Annotated in this window: 14 protein-coding genes; 9 read left to right on the plus strand and 5 right to left on the minus strand. The window is 58.5% G+C overall.

Features of this window, described 5'->3' with window-relative positions; genetic code table 11:
* Positions 1-219: 219 nt before the first annotated feature.
* Both L1K66_RS05175 and L1K66_RS05180 read left to right on the plus strand, forming a co-directional pair.
* Complete coding sequence (locus L1K66_RS05175) at positions 220-999, plus strand: Hachiman antiphage defense system protein HamA (RefSeq protein ID WP_252259917.1); 780 nt, start codon at positions 220-222, stop codon at positions 997-999.
* Positions 983-4501, plus strand: a complete 3519-nt coding sequence (locus L1K66_RS05180) for a DEAD/DEAH box helicase (protein WP_252259918.1) — start codon at positions 983-985, stop codon at positions 4499-4501. The genes L1K66_RS05175 and L1K66_RS05180 overlap by 17 nt, the downstream gene beginning before the upstream one ends.
* A 277-nt stretch (positions 4502-4778) precedes the next feature.
* Here L1K66_RS05180 and L1K66_RS05185 read toward each other — a convergent pair whose 3' ends face one another.
* The 5 genes from L1K66_RS05185 to L1K66_RS05205 all read right to left on the minus strand — a co-directional run bounded on the left by L1K66_RS05185 (position 4779) and on the right by L1K66_RS05205 (position 8985).
* On the minus strand, positions 4779-5009 hold the full coding sequence (locus L1K66_RS05185) for a hypothetical protein (RefSeq protein WP_252259919.1): 231 nt from the start codon (positions 5007-5009) through the stop codon (positions 4779-4781).
* Positions 5010-5033: 24 nt separating this feature from the next.
* Positions 5034-5924: a tyrosine-type recombinase/integrase gene (locus L1K66_RS05190; protein ID WP_252259920.1), complete on the minus strand. Its 891-nt coding sequence runs from the start codon at positions 5922-5924 to the stop codon at positions 5034-5036.
* Between the two features lie 448 nt (positions 5925-6372).
* Positions 6373-7644 (minus strand): reverse transcriptase domain-containing protein, encoded by a 1272-nt coding sequence (locus L1K66_RS05195; protein WP_252259921.1) that lies wholly within the window; start codon positions 7642-7644, stop codon positions 6373-6375.
* Positions 7641-7865: an AlpA family phage regulatory protein gene (locus L1K66_RS05200; RefSeq protein WP_252259922.1), complete on the minus strand. Its 225-nt coding sequence runs from the start codon at positions 7863-7865 to the stop codon at positions 7641-7643. The genes L1K66_RS05195 and L1K66_RS05200 overlap by 4 nt, the downstream gene beginning before the upstream one ends.
* Positions 7866-8094: 229 nt before the next feature.
* Positions 8095-8985: a hypothetical protein gene (locus L1K66_RS05205; protein ID WP_252259923.1), complete on the minus strand. Its 891-nt coding sequence runs from the start codon at positions 8983-8985 to the stop codon at positions 8095-8097.
* Positions 8986-9155: 170 nt separating this feature from the next.
* Between L1K66_RS05205 and L1K66_RS05210 the strand changes: the two genes are divergently transcribed.
* Genes L1K66_RS05210 through L1K66_RS05240 form a run of 7 tightly spaced genes read left to right on the plus strand, consistent with a single transcriptional unit; the run spans position 9156 to position 17761 of the window.
* Positions 9156-10712 (plus strand): type I restriction-modification system subunit M, encoded by a 1557-nt coding sequence (locus L1K66_RS05210; protein ID WP_252259924.1) that lies wholly within the window; start codon positions 9156-9158, stop codon positions 10710-10712.
* 35 nt (positions 10713-10747) lie between these two features.
* Positions 10748-10963: a hypothetical protein gene (locus tag L1K66_RS05215; protein ID WP_252259925.1), complete on the plus strand. Its 216-nt coding sequence runs from the start codon at positions 10748-10750 to the stop codon at positions 10961-10963.
* Entirely contained in the window at positions 10957-12144 is a 1188-nt protein-coding gene (locus tag L1K66_RS05220; protein WP_256471491.1) for a restriction endonuclease subunit S, read from the plus strand. The genes L1K66_RS05215 and L1K66_RS05220 overlap by 7 nt, the downstream gene beginning before the upstream one ends.
* On the plus strand, positions 12141-13118 hold the full coding sequence (locus tag L1K66_RS05225; protein WP_252259926.1) for a DUF4268 domain-containing protein: 978 nt from the start codon (positions 12141-12143) through the stop codon (positions 13116-13118). The genes L1K66_RS05220 and L1K66_RS05225 overlap by 4 nt, the downstream gene beginning before the upstream one ends.
* Complete coding sequence (locus L1K66_RS05230) at positions 13118-16297, plus strand: type I restriction endonuclease subunit R (RefSeq protein WP_252259927.1); 3180 nt, start codon at positions 13118-13120, stop codon at positions 16295-16297. The genes L1K66_RS05225 and L1K66_RS05230 overlap by 1 nt, the downstream gene beginning before the upstream one ends.
* A gap of 55 nt (positions 16298-16352) precedes the next feature.
* Positions 16353-16802, plus strand: a complete 450-nt coding sequence (locus L1K66_RS05235; protein WP_252259928.1) for a hypothetical protein — start codon at positions 16353-16355, stop codon at positions 16800-16802.
* 29 nt (positions 16803-16831) lie between these two features.
* Positions 16832-17761, plus strand: coding sequence for a metallophosphoesterase (locus L1K66_RS05240; protein ID WP_252259929.1), 930 nt, complete (start codon positions 16832-16834; stop codon positions 17759-17761).
* Positions 17762-17775: the final 14 nt, after the last annotated feature.

Here is a 17775-nt window from a genome sequence, read left to right on the forward strand (position 1 = left end):
AAGGCTTATGGGGGCGGGGGCCAGCCTGCCTGAACAAGCTGTCTCGAAGCATGCGAAATAAGCTTGTGTTAAGTGGGCGGCGCCAATCGTTCAGCCGATCAAACATAGCATCGGCGGATCAATAGAGACGCTTATAGGGCCTACGTGCATGGCAATTACTGGATTTTATTTCAGATAGAGGTACACGACCGCATCCCTTTGATTTCACGGAAGTAGCACATGCCGCAGTTCAACGATTGGTGCGTTAGTGACGATGTGCCAGTTGGAAATCACTTTTGCCGTGTAATGACCGGCCAGGCAGCAAACCTTCCCACCGGCATTCAGGCAACGGCTGCAATAGTCCCAGCGCACTATGCGTCGGAAGAACATGTGGCGCGGGCATTCGCACGTCTCGGCAAGCCAGCCACGGCCGCACTCATCCAAGGCAAACTACCTACAACGAAGGCTATCCGTTCTGGTGATCTGGGAGAAATATATGCGACCGAATGGATCGATGCGCACAGCGGTGGCTATAGTGCGCCGATCAAGCGCCTCCGTTGGAAAGATCATCGCAACATGGCGATGCGCGGCGAGGATGTTATTGGCATCCTCCAAGACCCTAAGTCTCAGCGCCTGCACTTTCTTAAGACCGAAGCGAAAAGCCGGGTGGCGCTGACCGCGCAGGTTCTCGTCGAAGCCCGCGCCAATCTAGATAAGGACAGTGGCCTGCCATCTGCCCATGCCCTCGCCTTCATTTCGGCCCGTTTGCTCGAACTGAACAATCTTCCGCTTGCGGATGCGATCGACGATGCGCTGCTCAAGCATGGCATCCCGCCGCAGAACGTTCGGCATCTGCTTTTCACATTCTCTGGCAACGCGCCGGACGCAATGCTTGCCGAGTCGCTTCAAGCCTATCCCGGCCAATTCAACCAGTGGGGGGTTGGCCTGCGCGTGGAAGGCCATGCCGCTTTCATCGGCGCCATATATGATCAGGTGATTGCCAATGCCAACAACCCCTGAAGCCATAGCGGCGGACATTGCTGAGGCGGCCACTGCCGGCTTCCGCGGGCGCCTCATAGCCCGTGGACAAGCCCGCGCGATCATCTGGCGCGACGGTATCCTGCCGCCTGAAGCGCCGGACTTTGCCCCCCAATTGAGCTACGATCTTCATTCGCACGGCTATGCGCTATTAGGGCTTGGCCTCCGATTGCGCGAGCTGGGCGGCGATGAGGCGGCCGCGCGCGTTGCCTTCGAACAGGCCGCCACCGCCCTTGAAGCCGTTATAGCAAAAGGTAATCGAGACGAGGCCGATCGTGACTTCCACTTCGTCATGGCGGCGGCAAGCTACCACCTCGCACATCTCTCTGCCCGCGCTTACTCGCTGCTCGCGATCGTGGAAACAGACGAGAATTTCTCGCCGGTCGAGCGCGTGCTTGCTCAATTGATGCGGCGGAATCTTACTGCCCTTCGCACCAGCGTCCTTGATTACCGATCCTCAGGAGAAGGTAGTGACGCACGCATCGCCGCTGCCATACAAGCCAAGCTAGATCTCATAGGGGACGCGACCGATCCAATTGACGGTGGCCATGACTTCCTTTTCGAGGGGCTCGATACAGCTCTAATCGATGGCTTCTTGGCTGCCATGTCCCTATTTCTCCTTGCGTTGGAACGCGGTGAGCGGCCGCTGCTGGATCAGGCGCTCGAAAGACTGCACGTCAATCTTTCCATCTGCAGCGAACTCAACCTGCTACCGCAATGGTGGGCCCATCGGATCGCGATACATCTTTTGTCCGATCTGTGGTCGAACACATTCCACCAGCAGGTGCCTTTAGAGCCAGTAGGCGGCGAAGCGGCGGAATGGCCACAACTCCGCGAACTATTCATCGCCTTGCTTCAGCGGCGACCCAAAGCCGAGATCGACCTCTGGCCCTCTCAGATTGAGGCCGCAACCCGCGCAGTCGACCAAGGAGACGACCTTGTCGTGTCACTGCCCACCAGCGCCGGCAAAACCCGGATAGCCGAACTATGTATCCTGCGTTGCCTTGCCGGTGGGAAGCGGGTGTTTTTCATAACCCCGTTGCGCGCGCTTTCCGCGCAAACAGAGTCGACCCTACTCAGAACCTTCGGTCCGCTCGGTAAGACAATCTCTGCGCTTTACGGCAGCATTGGCGTCAGTGGTTTCGACGAGGACGCAATCCGGGAACGGCATATCGTCGTCGCCACTCCTGAAAAGCTCGACTTCGCTCTGCGCAATGATCCGTCCCTGCTCGATGACGTGGGACTCCTCGTGTTCGACGAAGGCCACATGATCGGCCTCAATGAACGCGAGGTTCGTTATGAAGTGCAGATCCAGCGGCTCCTACGGCGTCCCGACGCTCACGAACGGAGGGTCGTCTGCCTATCCGCCATCCTGCCAGACGGAAATCAGCTTGACGATTTCGCCGGGTGGCTCCGACGGGATCATCCCGGTGGCCTGATCAAACATGACTGGCGCCCGACAAGGTTGCGCTTCGGCGAGGTGGTCTGGAACTCACCCACGGCGCGGCTGAACCTCCGCGTTGGTGAGGAACGACCCTGGGTCCAGCGTTACCTGACCGGGTTTGCCCCTCCCGACTGGATTCCACCCAAACGACGACGGACCCGGCTCTTTCCAGGAGACCAGCGCGAACTGTGCCTCGCTACCGCCTGGCGGCTGACCGAAGATGGACAAACTGTTCTCATCTTCTGTCCGCTGCGGAAAAGCGTAGAGCCTTTCGCGGATGTCATCGTCGATCTTCATGAGCGTGGCGCACTGCGCTCTCTGCTCGAAGCCGATCCCGGCGCACTCGAAACGGCGATTGCGCTGGGAGAAGAATGGCTTGGCCCCGACAGTGCGATTCTCAAATGTCTCCGCCTAGGCGTCGCTCTTCACCACGGCGCCTTGCCGACCGCCTATCGCAAAGAGGTCGAGCGGTTGCTGCGCAACAATGTGCTCAAGGTGACAATCTCTTCGCCCACGCTGGCGCAGGGTCTCAACCTGTCGGCGACGGCCGTCATCATGCACTCTCTGCACCGCAACCGTGAGATGATCGAGGTCTCCGAGTTTAAGAACGTCATCGGCCGGGCGGGCCGAGCCTATGTCGATGTCGAAGGTTTAGTACTATATCCTATGTTCGACGATATCGCGAAAAAGCGCCGCAACTGGGAAGAACTCATAACCGACCTGGGCGCACGGGAAATGGAGAGTGGTCTTGTGCGACTTGTCGCCGCCCTCTTGGCTCGCATGCGTGAACGGATCGGAGGAGACCTAGGCCAACTCGTCGAATATGTGGTCAACAATGCCGCTGCTTGGAATTTCCCGGAGGTTGCAAACGAGAAGCCGGAAGACCGCGCCCGCGCACTTGCCGACTGGGAACGGCATGTTGCCACTCTCGACACTGCTGTCCTTAGCCTGATTGGTGAAACCGATATCCCAGACGAAGAGATCGAAGCGGCGCTTGACACCATGCTCCAGTCCTCACTGTGGCAGCGCCGCCTTCAACGGCAGAACGAGCCAATACAGCAGGCTCTTAAGGCGGGCCTCATTTCCCGTAGCCGGCTCATTTGGAGCCAATCCACTGCCGAACGCCGTCGGGGCTATTTCCTAGCGGGGGTGGGCCTTTCGACCGGCCAAGCGCTGGACGCGATTGCCGCGGATGCGAATCATCTCCTCGTTCAGGCCAATGGTGCAATCCTTCAAAACGATGTGGACGCGGCTATCGCAGCCATCACTACGTTCGCTGAGTTGGTCTTCACCATTTATCCCTTCACGCCAGACCCTATGCCGGCGAACTGGCGGGACATCCTACGCGCTTGGCTGCTCGGTCAACCGCTCGCGGCGATCGCCGTCGGTCAGGAATCAGAGACGCTGCAATTCATCGAGGGAGGCCTTGTCTATCGTCTTCCCTGGGCCATGGAGGCGGTCCGAGTTCGGGCGGCCGCCAATGGCGACACGACCGGCGTCTTTGATCTTCCTCTGGAAGATCACGAACTCGGCCTTGCCGTTCCCGCCGTCGAAACCGGAACCCTGAACCGCTCCGCATCGATCCTTATCCAGGCCGGCTTCAACTCAAGGCTCGCCGCCATCAAGGCCGTCACAGATACTGGTGCAACCTTTCAAACCGGGCAGGAACTTCGGCATTGGCTGAATTCTGAAGCGGTCCAAGCGTGGAGCGCGCAACCCGATTGGCCGACAGCCGAGACAAAGGCGATGTGGACGGACTTTACGCAAGGCTTCACACCGCGCGATAATCGTACGTGGGCCGAGCGACAATATTCGGCAAACGTGGTATGGCTGAATGCCCCACCACCCCCCGGTACGCCGGTTCAGGTTCACCATTCGGCAGGCCAACAACGGGTGCTTTCGGCCGACGGCACTCCGCTTGGCGCAGTGCAGGGGGCCCTCAACCCAGGCCGCGCCGGATTGTTGCGCGCCCAAGTGGCGCAGGATGTCGGTCGAATTGATATCAGTTATCTGGGGCCAGCGGACTTGTCAGGCGCATGATAGGCCAAACGTGCCCACCGATCTCTCTTGTATGTCGTTCTGAAGTTTAGATCGCAACTTGCGGCACATGTGGCCTATACCGCGCCGCCCTTGGTAGAAGGCAAGCTTATGAACGACTGACAGGCGTGAGCGATTTTTCGCCTAAGAGGAGACCTTCCGGCTCATTCAACTTTGGGGTCATTCCCGCTCCACAAGGTCATGTCTGCTCTTAAGCATCAGACGCACCGCCTCTAATGGCGGAAACTGGGGCGCATAGCTGACATCCGTATTTGCACGATCAGCGGGCCACGAACTTTGCCCAGTCCGCCATCATGGGCTTGCGCTTGTCGAGATAGTCCGTGCGTCGATAGGCCGCCTCGACCTTGTTCGCGATCGCATGGGCCAGCGCGGCTTCTGCGACCTCGCCAGGGTAGTTCGTCTTTTCCGCAACCCAATCGCGAAACGATGAGCGAAAGCCGTGGACGGTATAATCGTCGCCCTTGTCGCGCAGAATTTTCAGCAAGGTCATGTCGGACAATTGCCGACGCGGGTTCTAGCCCGGAAAGATCAGATCGCTGACAGGCGAGCGAAATGCTTTCGCTCGCTTAAGAACGTCCAAGGCCGCTTCCGAAAGCGGGACAACGTGGACAGTCCCGGCTTTCATGCGTTCGGCGGGGATCGTCCAGAGTTTCTTCTTGAGGTCGATTTCGTTCCAACAAGCACCGCGGACTTCGCCGGAGCGAGAGGCGTTCAAGATCACAAACTCCAAGGCAAGACGGCCGACCGAGGAGCGCTCACGCAGCCATTTGAAGAATGCGGGGAGTTCCTGATAAGGCATTGCTGCCAAGTGGCCTTGTTTCTTTGGCTGACGCGGCAAGCCACGGAGTACCGACCGCATCGGGGCTTCAGTCTCGCGAAAACCCTTGGCGCAGGCCCAATCCAGTACCGATCCGATTCGTTGCCGTACCCGCCGCGCGGTTTCTGGCTTCGTCAGCCAGATCGGAGAAAGCGCATCGCGGATTGCAGGGCCCTCAATGTCCGAAACGAGTTTGTCGCCCAAAGTCGGGAAGGCATAGGTTTCAAGCGTCTTGATCCATTGGGCTTGGTGCTTGCCGTTCTTCCACGCGGCCTTGTGTTCTTCATGCACGAGCTTGGCAGCGTCGCTGAAAGTGGGGATGACCAAAGCCTCCTTTGTCCGCTCTGCCAGAACGTCGACGCCTGCTTTCACCTCCTTACGGACGGCCCGCGCGGCCTCGCGAGCATTGGCCAGTGGCAGCTCGGAAAGTGGGCCTAAACCGATGTCTCGGCGCTTCCCGTTGGCCTGAACCCGGACAATCCAGCTGCCTTTACCTTTTGCGGCGAGTTTGAGGATCAAACCCTCGCCATCTGAATAGCGACCTGGTTCCGTGAGATTCTTTACTCCCATCGCTGTCAGTTTGCCCATTGCTCGTTCCTCTCAGACCCACATCCAGACCCACACTCGACGCCGGATGCATAAGAACATATAGGGAACTATGCGGACGGCGAAAAGCGAAAAAACGCCGCATTTCTGCGGGTTTGAGGACTATAAAAGATTGTCTGGGAAAAGTAAGGTGGCGGAGACGGAGTCCGCCTCGCTGTCCGAGTAAGTCACTAATCGGTCTTAGTGTTTTCCGGAAAGCCTGGCGGCTACCCCACAGGTTATCACCGAAATCCTCGATCTATCTCTAATAATCGCATAGCGGATGCCGTTCTGCAAGCGGACTAGCTCGATGAATAACAAACCCGCAGTGGTTGGTGACAATTTGAGGCAAGATCGTTGAGGCAAGATCGTGCACCCGGGTGCAGAATAATAAGCGTGTTTGGCTCTACACTGAACGATACTGCAACTTGGCATGCACGGGTCATTCTGGTCAATCTTCTGGTTGCAAGAAGGTGTAAGGTATAAGCTCACTCAAAGCCCGGGCCTCGAGCACGCTAGCTGCATGGGCTTCCCATTGGCAGCGAAGACTGCGGGTTCCCGACCACAATGGCCATGATTGGCAATAACCGTGCATCCGCTTCAATACTTGAGGAACCCGTTCGGCGGGCCCATTCTGCAGCTGGTCCGAGAAGTACGCGAACCGGCCCAGCCAATCCAGCTCGCGGACCCAGAAGGCGCAAGCACCCTCTGGGGTCACCGAGAAGGAGTACCCACCGAAGCGGCACTCTTGACTCAAGGGACGTCGAGTGAAGCGTATGTCGAATGGCCCAGCCGGGTGGGACCGAAATCCCACCCGAAGGGTCTGTTCAAGACGCTCTGCCTCTTGGGCTGGGACGACCAGCCCGAAATTGTCCGAGTAGTTCACCAGAGGGTACGCGCGGAGGGAACCTACTTCCGCGATAATGTTCTGGATCACCATTTCAGCAATGAGAGGTGAGAGCGCCGAACCCTGCGGCAAGCCGCGCTGGGACATCCTTTCGATTTCCTCTTCCGTAATACGGAGAGCTGGACGCCGTGTTACCCTAGAAGAGACTGTATACCCGGATGTGAATATCCAAGGCTTCAGGCTTTCAGGCAACGGCACATTTTCCCTCAGCCATTCCGGTGACACATGGTCGTAGAACTGACGTACGTCTCCATGGAGGAAAACAGCGTCTGGACCTGCCGTTTCGGCGTGGTCCCTGAGGGTTTCGACGGCGAGGTTCCCTCCGCGTTGACCGTATTGGTCAGGGCGGTCGCCGAGGAACGGGAGAATAGAGCGAGCTAGCAGCGTCTGCTGCGCGAGATCGGTATCTCGAAACTGTCCTAGGATGCGGGTGCCCCCATCCGCCTTCGGCTTCTTCCATACCATCATAGTGCCCGGCTGGGCGTTGAAGCCGATCATCTGTGCGCGGCTGTAGACGAAAGTGAACCGGCGCTTCATCTCGCAGTTCCGCACGACCGTTTTGTCGCTGGCGGCCACAAAGCGAGCTGCGAATGAGTGGATGTACTCCCGCTGTAGCCTGCGAGCTTTTCGAAGGTTATCCTCTGCCACGCTTAGCGCAATCTTCTCGCGATCCCGGCGCTCTTTTGCGCGTGCAATTCGTGTGAAGCGGTGTTGTTCAGCCAGAGTTAGGTCGTTCGGACAGCCTTGCTTGCTTGTGATCCTATGGCGAACTTGACGGAAGAAACACTCGTCCGATTTGTTCTCGAGGCAGGTCATGTGTTGCCCCCGGGGGCAAAGCTGCCCGCACGAGGCAGGGTATTGCGCCACTCATTCAGCTCTTGCTCTGGCCATGCAACCGCACGCTTTCCAATCCGGACTGGGCGAGGAAACGCCCCATCGGCCATCAGCGCATATATTTGGCTTTTCTTGAGGCCGACGACACGCTCAACTTCTCGGCGGCGTAGCAGACGATTGGGGGGTGGAGGCTTGAAGATCATGAGTCAATGATAAGTGCACTCACGATGATTTCAAGAAAAACCTTTAATATCAATATATTATATGCATAACATTCTTTGTCAAATGCGGTGACGAGAGGGCTCTGTGACCTTCATTACTGAACGCCGACACCCTGAATTATCGACAGTGAAAACACTTCTCATGCGGTGTGAGCGCACTCTCCGCTAAGCGCGGCTCGAATCTAGCGTACTCGGTCTGAACCCGGGTTCACTAGGTCGACTTCTGCAAGCCGCAGGCTAACGCATCGCGGTGCACCGCCGTCCCAGACTGTTCTGCCACAGCAAGGGCAAGCCCCTTCATCAATCTCGACAGGGTCTCACCCCTTTGCCCATCTGCTGATGCGTCGAGGTGAACTTTCCAGCAGGCAGCGGCAAACTGGGACCAAGAAAGATGGTGCATGACCAACCGATCGGCCACACTCCGAAAATGCTCTCCATGGTCTGTCAGCATTTCCCTGATCGCCGCATTCGTCTGAGACACAGGAACACGCTCAATGTAGTCAGGGTCGATGGATCCATTGGGCCCGGCGCGGCATTGCTCCCAAACGATGCTTGCATCGGGGTGCGGTGTGATGAAGATAAGACCCACGTTTTCTCGCGAGCCCGATCGCCTTTCCTCGGCGACAATCAGCGAAATGTATTTGAGAACCTGGCCCGGCCATGTCGTTGAGCCCAGCTTCAGCTCAACGCCTACCGCGCTGCTACTTGAAACGAAGAAGCCATCTTGTTGCGTGGTGTTGCCATCCGTGAAACCAGTGTAGCGGACGGCGATTTCTCGCCCAAGCCGCTCGAAGGGACCACTATCTGAGATCCCGGCTGGCTTGAGAATGAGTTCTTCGATCACGTGGTCGGGCGCGATTCCGAACGCGATCTCAAATATGTGGTTGAGCGGTTCCTCGAGGCGACGCATTCGCTCGGCGTTCTCTTTCGCTGTTCCGCGTCTTGCATAGATCGAGCCGCCATTCTGAACTCGGTTCGCTGGTACCGATATCCGATCGCCTTCTTTGATCCATTCGCCCTTCGGAATCGACGGCAACCCAAGCAAGCTTGGATTCCAGTAGAATTGGTCGACTGAGTCCCAATATTTTCGATGCCAGCTCATGTCCTCTCCCTGCCTGTGCTCAATGCGTCTTGGCCAAGGCTTGGCCAGCATGGTGCTGTGAACCCGGGGGCAACTCGGACTCCACGACGGCGATCGAGCAAAATGTCTGGACCGAGGCTAGGCCGTGGCTAGTATGTTCTGCAAGTGGCTCGTCGAAGGGGATATTCACATTGGCAGTTGATCTACAGGACCTCTCGCGAAGGCTCTTCCAGGCTGCGAACCAGCTCTGGACCAACACGGCGCTCAGGCCTGACCAATATGCCCAGCCAGTGCTTGCCCTGATCGCGCTGAGGCAGATGGAGGCGAAGTTCGACCAGGTGCACGGTGAGCTGGCAGAGACCTTCACCGGACGCCTCAAGCCCACCCCCCAGGACTACCACGGCCACGGCGCAGTTTACCTGCCCGACAATGCCCGCTTCTCCTACCTCCTATCCTTGCCTGAGACCGAGGACCTCGCCGAGGCTCTCAACGAGGCCATGAAAGGCATCACGGAGCATAACCCCGACCTCGCAGGGGTAATGCCCCAAGGCTACGGATCGCTGCCTGACAAGGTCCTGAGGGAGCTTCTGCGCATCCTCCAGCCGCTCGACATTGGCGGGGATGCCTATGGGGTGATCTTCGAGTACTTCATGGGCGAGTTCGCCTCGGCCTACATGCAAAAGGGCGGCGAGTATTTCACCCCATCCTCCATCGTTAAGCTGATCGTGGAGGTGATCGAGCCGTACCACGGGAAAATCTTCGATCCTGCCTGCGGCTCCGGCGGGATGTTTGTCCACTCTGCCGACTTCGTAAAGCGTCACCACAAGACCCCCAGCCGCGAGCTGAGCGTCTACGGGATCGAGAAGATGGAGGACACGCAGAAGCTGTGCCGCCTCAACCTCGCGGTTCATGGGCTTTCTGGGGACATCGTGGTGGCCAACAGCTATTACGAAGACCCGCATCAGATGGTCGGCAAGTTCGACTTCGTCATGGCGAACCCCCCGTTCAACCAGTCCCAGGTGGATACCGAACGGCTGGTAAATGATGCGGGACATGTGGACGCCCGGTTCTCGCTCGGCATCCCCAAGGTGGGCAACGCGAACTACCTATGGGTCGGCCTTTTCCATGCGGCGCTGAACGATACGGGTCGTGCGGGGTTCGTCATGGCCAACTCGGCCTCCGATGCTGGCGGGTCGGAGCGTGAGCTAAGGAAGAAGCTGGTGCAATCGGGATCGGTCGACGTCATCATCTCTACATCGCCCAAAATGTTCTTCACGGTGTCTCTGCCGGTGACCTTGTGGTTCCTCGACAAGGCCAAGGCGAAAGGCGAGCGGGCAGACGAGGTACTCTTTATCGATGCTCGCAACATCTACCGAGAGGTTGGACGGGCGCACCGCGAGTACACGCCGGAGCACATCGAGTTCATCGGGAACATCGTGCGGATGTGGCGCGGCGAAGAGGTGGAGACCGAGCTTGGTAGCGCGGACCTCATGGTCGAGACCTTCGGAGACGATAGCTTCAAGGACATCCCAGGCCTCTGCAAGGTCGCCAGCCGGTCGGAGATTGAGGCGCAGGACTGGAGCCTTAACCCTGGGCGCTATGTGGGCGTGGCGGCTGGTGAGCAGATCGACGACGTTGACTTCAAGGAGCGGCTGGAGGGCCTGCAGGAGGAGCTGGAGGTGCTAAACGCAGAAGCGGCGCGGCTGCAGGAAGTGATTGCGGCGAACGTGGCTGAAGTGCTGGCTTGATCTATGTCGGCAACGGAGAGGAATGAGGCGGCTCTATGAACTTCGAACTACTGTTTGCACGCCTTTCGACTGATAGCCTGCATGAGCTGTATGAGGCCGTTCGAAGTGCACTTGCAGATGATGATGGCAAAGAAGACCCTTCAGAGCGACGGTATCTGGTGCGTGAAACCAGGGATTGGCGAGAGTGGTCAGAAGCCATTGAGGCTGAGCTTGAAAAGCGCGACGTCAGTTTCGAGAAGATCGAATGGTAAAGGCTTGGCGCGATTGCACCTTGGGTGACGTGCTTACCCTTCAGCGTGGTTTTGATCTGCCCACGCGCCTTAGGGTCGAAGGCCCTTTTCCTGTGGTCTCTTCAGCGGGGGTTTCGGGCAGTCACAACGAGGCTAAGGTCCATGGCCCTGGTGTGGCGATTGGTCGATACGGCACCTTGGGCGAAGTTCACTACGTTGTGGAAGACTTTTGGCCATTGAACACCACGCTGTGGGTGAAGGACTTCAAGGGCAACGAGCCACTTTATTGTGCTCACCTTCTCAAAACGCTCGCTGTCGCTGAAACCTCAGGCTCGTCTGCAGTTCCTGGCGTAAATCGAAACGTCCTCCATGGGTTGCCTGTGAAGTGCCCGCCCTTGGAAACCCAGCAGCGCATTGCCGCGATCCTCGGAGCCTATGACGACCTGATCGAGGTCAACCGGCGGCGGGTGGCGGTGCTGGAGGAGATGGCGCGGGGGCTGTTCGAGGAGTGGTTCGTCCGCTTCCGCTTCCCTGGCCACGAGGACGTGCCCATCGTCGACACCCCCGATGGCCCGCTGCCGGAGGAGTGGGAGTGGGCGCGACTTGGAGATGCATGTAGCATCATTCGGTCAGGCTCTACTCCTTCTCGAAAAGAGCCGGAGTTCTGGGATGCAGGGATTTTGGACTGGTTCACGACAGGAGAACTGAGGGGGTCCTTTCTCTTCTCTTCAAAGGAAAAGGTCTCACAGGCTGCCATCGACAAGAAGAAGGCCAGGGTCTTCCCATCGGGCACAGTCTTCATAGCACTTTATGGAGCCACAATCGGGGCACTTGGGATTTCAAACGTTAGCTGCTCCAGTAATCAAGCTGCGCTCGGTTTAGTTGGCGACGGGAGGCGTATGCGACAATGGCAACTTTTTCACACCCTTGAGAGATTGAAGGATTGGTTCATTTCTGTCGGTCAAGGTGCTGCGCAGCAGAACATCAGCAAGGAAAAAGTTTCTGGGGCGACTGTTGCACTCCCACCAGCCATCATTTCTGAGCTTTTCGACAAGCGAGTATCTGCCCTGTGGGAGCTGAGGAAGAACTTAGAATGGCAGGAAAGTCTGTTAAAGACATCCCGCGACCTCCTGCTCCCCCGCCTCATCTCCGGCCAGCTCTCCGTCGAGGCTGCCGAACGCCAACTGGAGGACGTCGCATGATCCCCAAGCTCGGCAAGGTACAGCGCGTCGACGTCCGCAGTGCGTGGATGAATGAGGCTTCGCACTTCACGCCCTGGCTGGCTTCGGAGGAGGGCATGGAGCTGCTCCAGGACACGCTTGGCATGGAGCTGGAGGTTGAAGCGACGGAGAAGTTCGTTGGCCCCTTCAAGGCCGACATCCTCGCCAAGCGCACCGACACGACCGACGACCACTGGGTGCTGATTGAGAACCAGCTTGAACGCACAGACCATCGCCACCTCGGCCAGCTCCTGACCTACGCAGCGGGTCTCGATGCAGTCACCATTGTGTGGGTTGCCGAGAGCTTCGCCGAGGAGCACAGGGCTGCGCTCGATTGGCTAAACGATGTAACCGGCGAGGGGCTGGAGTTCTTCGGCCTGGAGATCGAGTTGTGGCAGATTGAGGGATCACCGCCTGCGCCGATGTTCAACCTCGTCGCACAGCCCAATGAGTGGACCAAGGAGGTCAAACAGCAAGCCTCCGATGGCACACTCAGCGAAACCCAGAAGCTCCAAAAGCGATATTGGCGGGCAGTGCGTGAGTTGCTGTTGGAGCGCAACAGCAGGGTCCGGCCCGGTAAGGCTCAGGCGCAATCATGGGTAACATACGCGCTGGGCAAGAAAGACACGTGGTTAGGCAGTTGCGTGAACACCAGAGAGAACAGGGTGTGGGTGGAGTTCTGCTGCTACGGCCCACCGGGGAAGGTCTGGTTTGATCAGCTCGCCGAGAAGAAGGACCAGATCGAAAGTGAGCTTGGCTATTCGCTCGATTGGCGGCGCATGGACACCAAGAAGATGAGCAAGGTTCTCTATGCGCTCGATCCGGCTGACCCGACCGACGAGAGCGACTGGAAGCGACAGCATGCATGGATGGCCGATCATCTTGAGAGGTTCCACCGTATCTTTCAGCCCTACGTCCTTGAACTGTCGGACGAAGGGCCTGCGGGCGACGACTGATGGCTCCGTCGCTCTCCGGTTTGGTCGCCTCCGAGGACGGCATCGTCGAGCAGCCTGCAATGGCGCTGATGGAGGAGCTTGGCTGGGAGCGTGTAAACCTGCTCCACGATGTGCCTGGGCCGGACAACGCCTATGGCCGCACGAGCCTCAAGGAACCGCACCTTCCCGCAAGGCTGCGAGCAGCGCTTCAGAAGCTCAACCCAGGCAAACCCGCAGAGGCCCTCAAGCTGGCCGAGGAGGAGCTGACGCGGGACCGTTCGGCGCTGCAGCCTATTGCCGCTAACCGTGAGGTCCTGAGGCTCCTTAGGGAAGGCGTCAGGGTCGAGGTGAAGAACGACCAAGGCAAGTTCGAAGACATGCTGGTCCGTGTGATCGACTGGAAGAACCCGACCAACAATGACTTCCTCGTCGCCAACCAAGTCTGGATCGAGGGGGTCCTCCACACACGCCGCCCCGACACAATTGGCTACGTTAATGGCCTGCCGCTGCTGTTCGCCGAGTGGAAAGCGCCTACCTCACCATTCTCCGAGGCTTACGAGAAGAACCTGCGCGACTACAAAGACGTGATCCCGCAGCTCTTCCACGCCAACGGGTTCGTGATCCTTTCCAACGGCCTTGAGACCCGCATTGGCGGCAGTCACGCGCCGTTCCAGTTCTTCTCGCCCTGGAAGCGGCTAGAGGAGGGAGGCCCCGAAGACCCCAGCCTGGAGACCATGCTCAGGGCCACCTGCGAGCCTGCCCGCTTCCTCGACATGCTGGAGAACTTCGTCCTGTTCGACGAGGCAAAGGGCGGTCTCATCAAGATCATCGGACGCTACCACCAGGTGCTAGGGGTCAACAGGGCGATCGAGGCTGTTCGTCACATCAAGGAGAACAAGGGGCGGCTGGGGGTCTTCTGGCACACCCAGGGGTCGGGCAAGAGCCTCTCTATGGTGATGTTCGCCGAGAAGGTCCTGCGCCGCATGGGCGGCAACTACACTTTCGTGATCGTGACCGACCGCACCGAGCTGGACGACCAGATCGCGGGCCAGTTCGCCACGGCAGGAGCACTCACCAAGGACACCCAGCAGACCCAGGCGGGCAGCAGGGCGCACCTGAGGGACTTGCTCGCTGGCAACGAACGCTACGTCTTCACGCTGATCCAGAAGTTCTCGACCGATGACAAAGAGCCAATGCCGGTGCTCTCGGAACGCTCGGACATCATCGTGATGACCGACGAGGCCCACAGGAGCCAGTACGCCCAGCTTGCGGCCAACATGCGCAAGGCACTGCCCAATGCGGCCTTCATCGGGTTCACTGGCACCCCTCTCATCAAGGGGGACGAGAGCCGGACCAAAGAGGTCTTCGGGGACTATGTGTCGGTCTACGACTTCGCGCAGTCGGTGAAGGACGGAGCGACCGTTCCGCTGTTCTACGAGGGACGAAAGCCGGAACTCCAGCTTAACTCGGACGAGTTGCAGGAGGAGCTGGACGAGCTGCTCGACGAGGCGATGCTGGACGAGGAGCAGGAGAAGAAGCTCAACCAGCAATTCGGGAGGCAGTACACGCTCATCACCAATCCCGACCGGCTGGACAAGGTTGCCGAGGACGTGGCGTTACACTTTGCCCAACGTGGCTATCGCGGCAAGGCGATGTTCGTTGCCATCGACAAGGCCACGGCGGTTGCGATGCATGACAAGGTCAAGGCTGCAGTCGCCAGGATGATCGAGGCCGACGAAAAGAGGCTGAAGACTGCCCACGAGGCCGAAGGAGCGGCCATCGCCGAGCGGCTGGTCTGGCTGCGAGAACTCGACATGGCGGTGGTGGTGAGCCAGGGCCAGAACGAGGTCGACGATCTGCGCCAGAAGGGTCTCGACATCCTCCCGCACCGCGAGCGCATGCAGAAAGAGGACCTGGAGACCAAGTTCAAGGACAAGGACGATCCACTGCGCCTCGTGTTCGTCTGCGCCATGTGGATCACGGGCTTCGACGTCCCCAGCATCGGCACGATCTACCTCGACAAGCCGATGAAGTCGCACACGCTGATGCAGACCATCGCCAGGGCTAACCGGAAGTCGGAAGGTAAGACCTCTGGGGTGATCGTGGACTATGTGGGCGTGTTCCAGAACCTCCAGAAGGCGCTGGCTGTCTACGCGGCTGGCAGGGGCGACGGCGAAACGCCGATCAAAGGCAAGGAGGAGCTGGTCAAGGAACTGGAGACCGCTCTTGAAGCCGTGCGGGCCTTTGTGGAGCCGCTCAGCGTCGATCCTGAGGCGATCATGGATGCCAGGGACTTCGAGCGGCTCAAGCTTATCAACGAGGCCGTGGAGGCTCTGGTGGCCCCTGAGGATCGCCGTAGGGAGTTCTTGAGGCTCGCTGGGGCGGTCACACAGGCCTACAAGTCGCTGCTGCCTGACGAGCGAGCCGCGCCCTTCCTCAGGCCTGTGGCGGTGTTCCACACGCTGTCCGACGCGGTGAGAGCCAAGCTCGGCCCTGTCGACATCTCGGCAATCTCGGCCAGGATCGCCCAACTCCTCGACGAGAAGCTAGAAGGGGTCGCCATAGTCACTCCCATCGTCGAGGGTGATACCGCCGAGGGCCGCGTGGACCTCTCAGGGATCGACTTCGAGAAACTCGCCAGCCTCTTTGAGACCAGCCCCAAGGTTGCCACCGAGAAGATGCGCGAGGCTGCAGAGGAAAAGGCCAAGAAGATGGCTCAGTCGAACCCCACGCGGGTGAGCTTTGTCGAGCGGCTGGAGAAGCTGGTCGCGGCCTACAACGCTGGGTCAATCGACGCCGAGAAGTTCTTCGAGGGCCTGAAGGCGTTCATCAAGAGCTTGGACGATGAGGAGCAAAGAGCGGCGAGAGAAGAGCTGACCGAAGAGGAGCTGGCGATCTTCGATCTTCTCACCACGCCAGAACCGAAGCTTACCAAGGCGCAGGAGCAGGAGGTCAAGAAGGTGGCTCGTGGGCTGTTGGAGAAGCTCCAGGGGCTTGTGGACGCCGTGGACTGGGTAAGGGGTCAGGAAACCAGAGGAAGCGTCTGGACGGCCATCAGGATGGGCCTGAACGAGCTGCCGGAGGACCCGTACCCGCAGGACCTGTGGGACGCGAAGGTCGATCAGGTGTGGGATTTTGTGCTGAGGCGGTATGCGGGTTACAAACCCAATGACAAGGGCGTCGACGAGCACCCCAATTGAAGATCCAAAGCTGGTGCTTCGAGTTGATCGTACGCGACATATGGAGGGCCAGAGGATGCTTGTAACAGTGGGATGGGATGTTGGCCTCCTCTGGGATGTCGAACAGGATGATCAAGAAACACTCGAGGAGTTTGGCGACGCCAATCAATGTGTCGCTCTAAGGCGAGCCAAGTTGCTTACCTTGCTACAAGTCAGCGAGCAGCAAAGCGAAGATGGTTTCCTAGTAGCTGAGCGGAAAACTCAGCATTTTATGCAGTGTCTGAACACGAGCGGAGGTTGGATCCTCGAAAAACGGGAAGGGCATGCGTCGGCCCACTACAGGGCCGCGCTCATCGAACAACCAGAATGCTCGGCGTCAGAGGCTTCGATTGTTGATCGGATACTGGCGCATCCCAGGCAACCCCAACTGTACTTGAGCACTGAACAGGTTCTAGCTGCCTTCGCAGCATACCTCGCGCATGAACCAGAACCTGATTGGTTGAATTGGGAGCGGATGGATGTGTAACTTGAGGTGTGCGATCTGGAGGATCCGCAGTGGAATATGATGTGGTTGGTGACATCCATGGCAACAACGAGGCCTTGGAAACCTTGCTTGCCGAGCTTGGCTATCGTCGGTCACGGGGATCTTGGCTCGGCCCATCGGATCGACAAATTATCTTTGTTGGCGATTTTGTGGATCGCGGCCCCGGCCAGGTCGAAGTGATCTCGACAGTTCGTAGTCTAATGGACTCCGGCCATGCCCTAGCAATTCTTGGGAACCATGAGCTAAATGCGATAGCTTGGCATCGCGGTTTCCGACCTGACAGCCAAAAAAACCGAAAGCAACATCAAGGGTTTCTTGAGCAGGTTGGCGAACGAAGTGATCTTCACGACGAGCTAGTCGATTGGTTCTTGACCCTTCCTATGTGGCTTGATCTGTCGGAACTGCGAGTTGTTCACGCATGCTGGCATTGGCCTTCGATCGACGTCTTGCAGACGCGATTGGCCGATCAGCGATTAACTGACGACCTGATCGCGCTCGCCACTGTCGGCGCAAGCAACACAATTGGGCGAGATGGAGTGCCTCCCAATGAACATCCGGTTTTTTCGGCAGTAGAGACATTGCTGAAAGGCATCGAGGTTGAACTCCCCGAGGGCGTCTCGTTCCTCGACAAGGACAAGAATCGACGAAGCTCCGTGAGGGTTAAATGGTGGGAGCAACCACCCGCAACTTACGGCGATGTGACGCTATCGCCGGTGCACGATTTGGCCGCGATGGCTACGAAACTCCCTGAGGGTGTCTTGCCCGGATACGATGAGCACAAGCCTTGCTTTATTGGTCATTATTGGCGTCGAGGCAGGCCGGAATTGTTGTCACCGCGTATTGCTTGCGTGGACTACAGCGCTGGAGCTGACGGTCCTTTGGTCGCCTACTGCTGGCGCGGTGAGGATGTGTTGAACGCGGAGAATTTTCGATCGACATGACGAGGTAAACGGCT

The sequence above is a fragment of the Erythrobacter aurantius genome (assembly GCF_023823125.1).
GTDB classification, from domain to species: Bacteria; Pseudomonadota; Alphaproteobacteria; order Sphingomonadales; family Sphingomonadaceae; genus Erythrobacter; species Erythrobacter aurantius.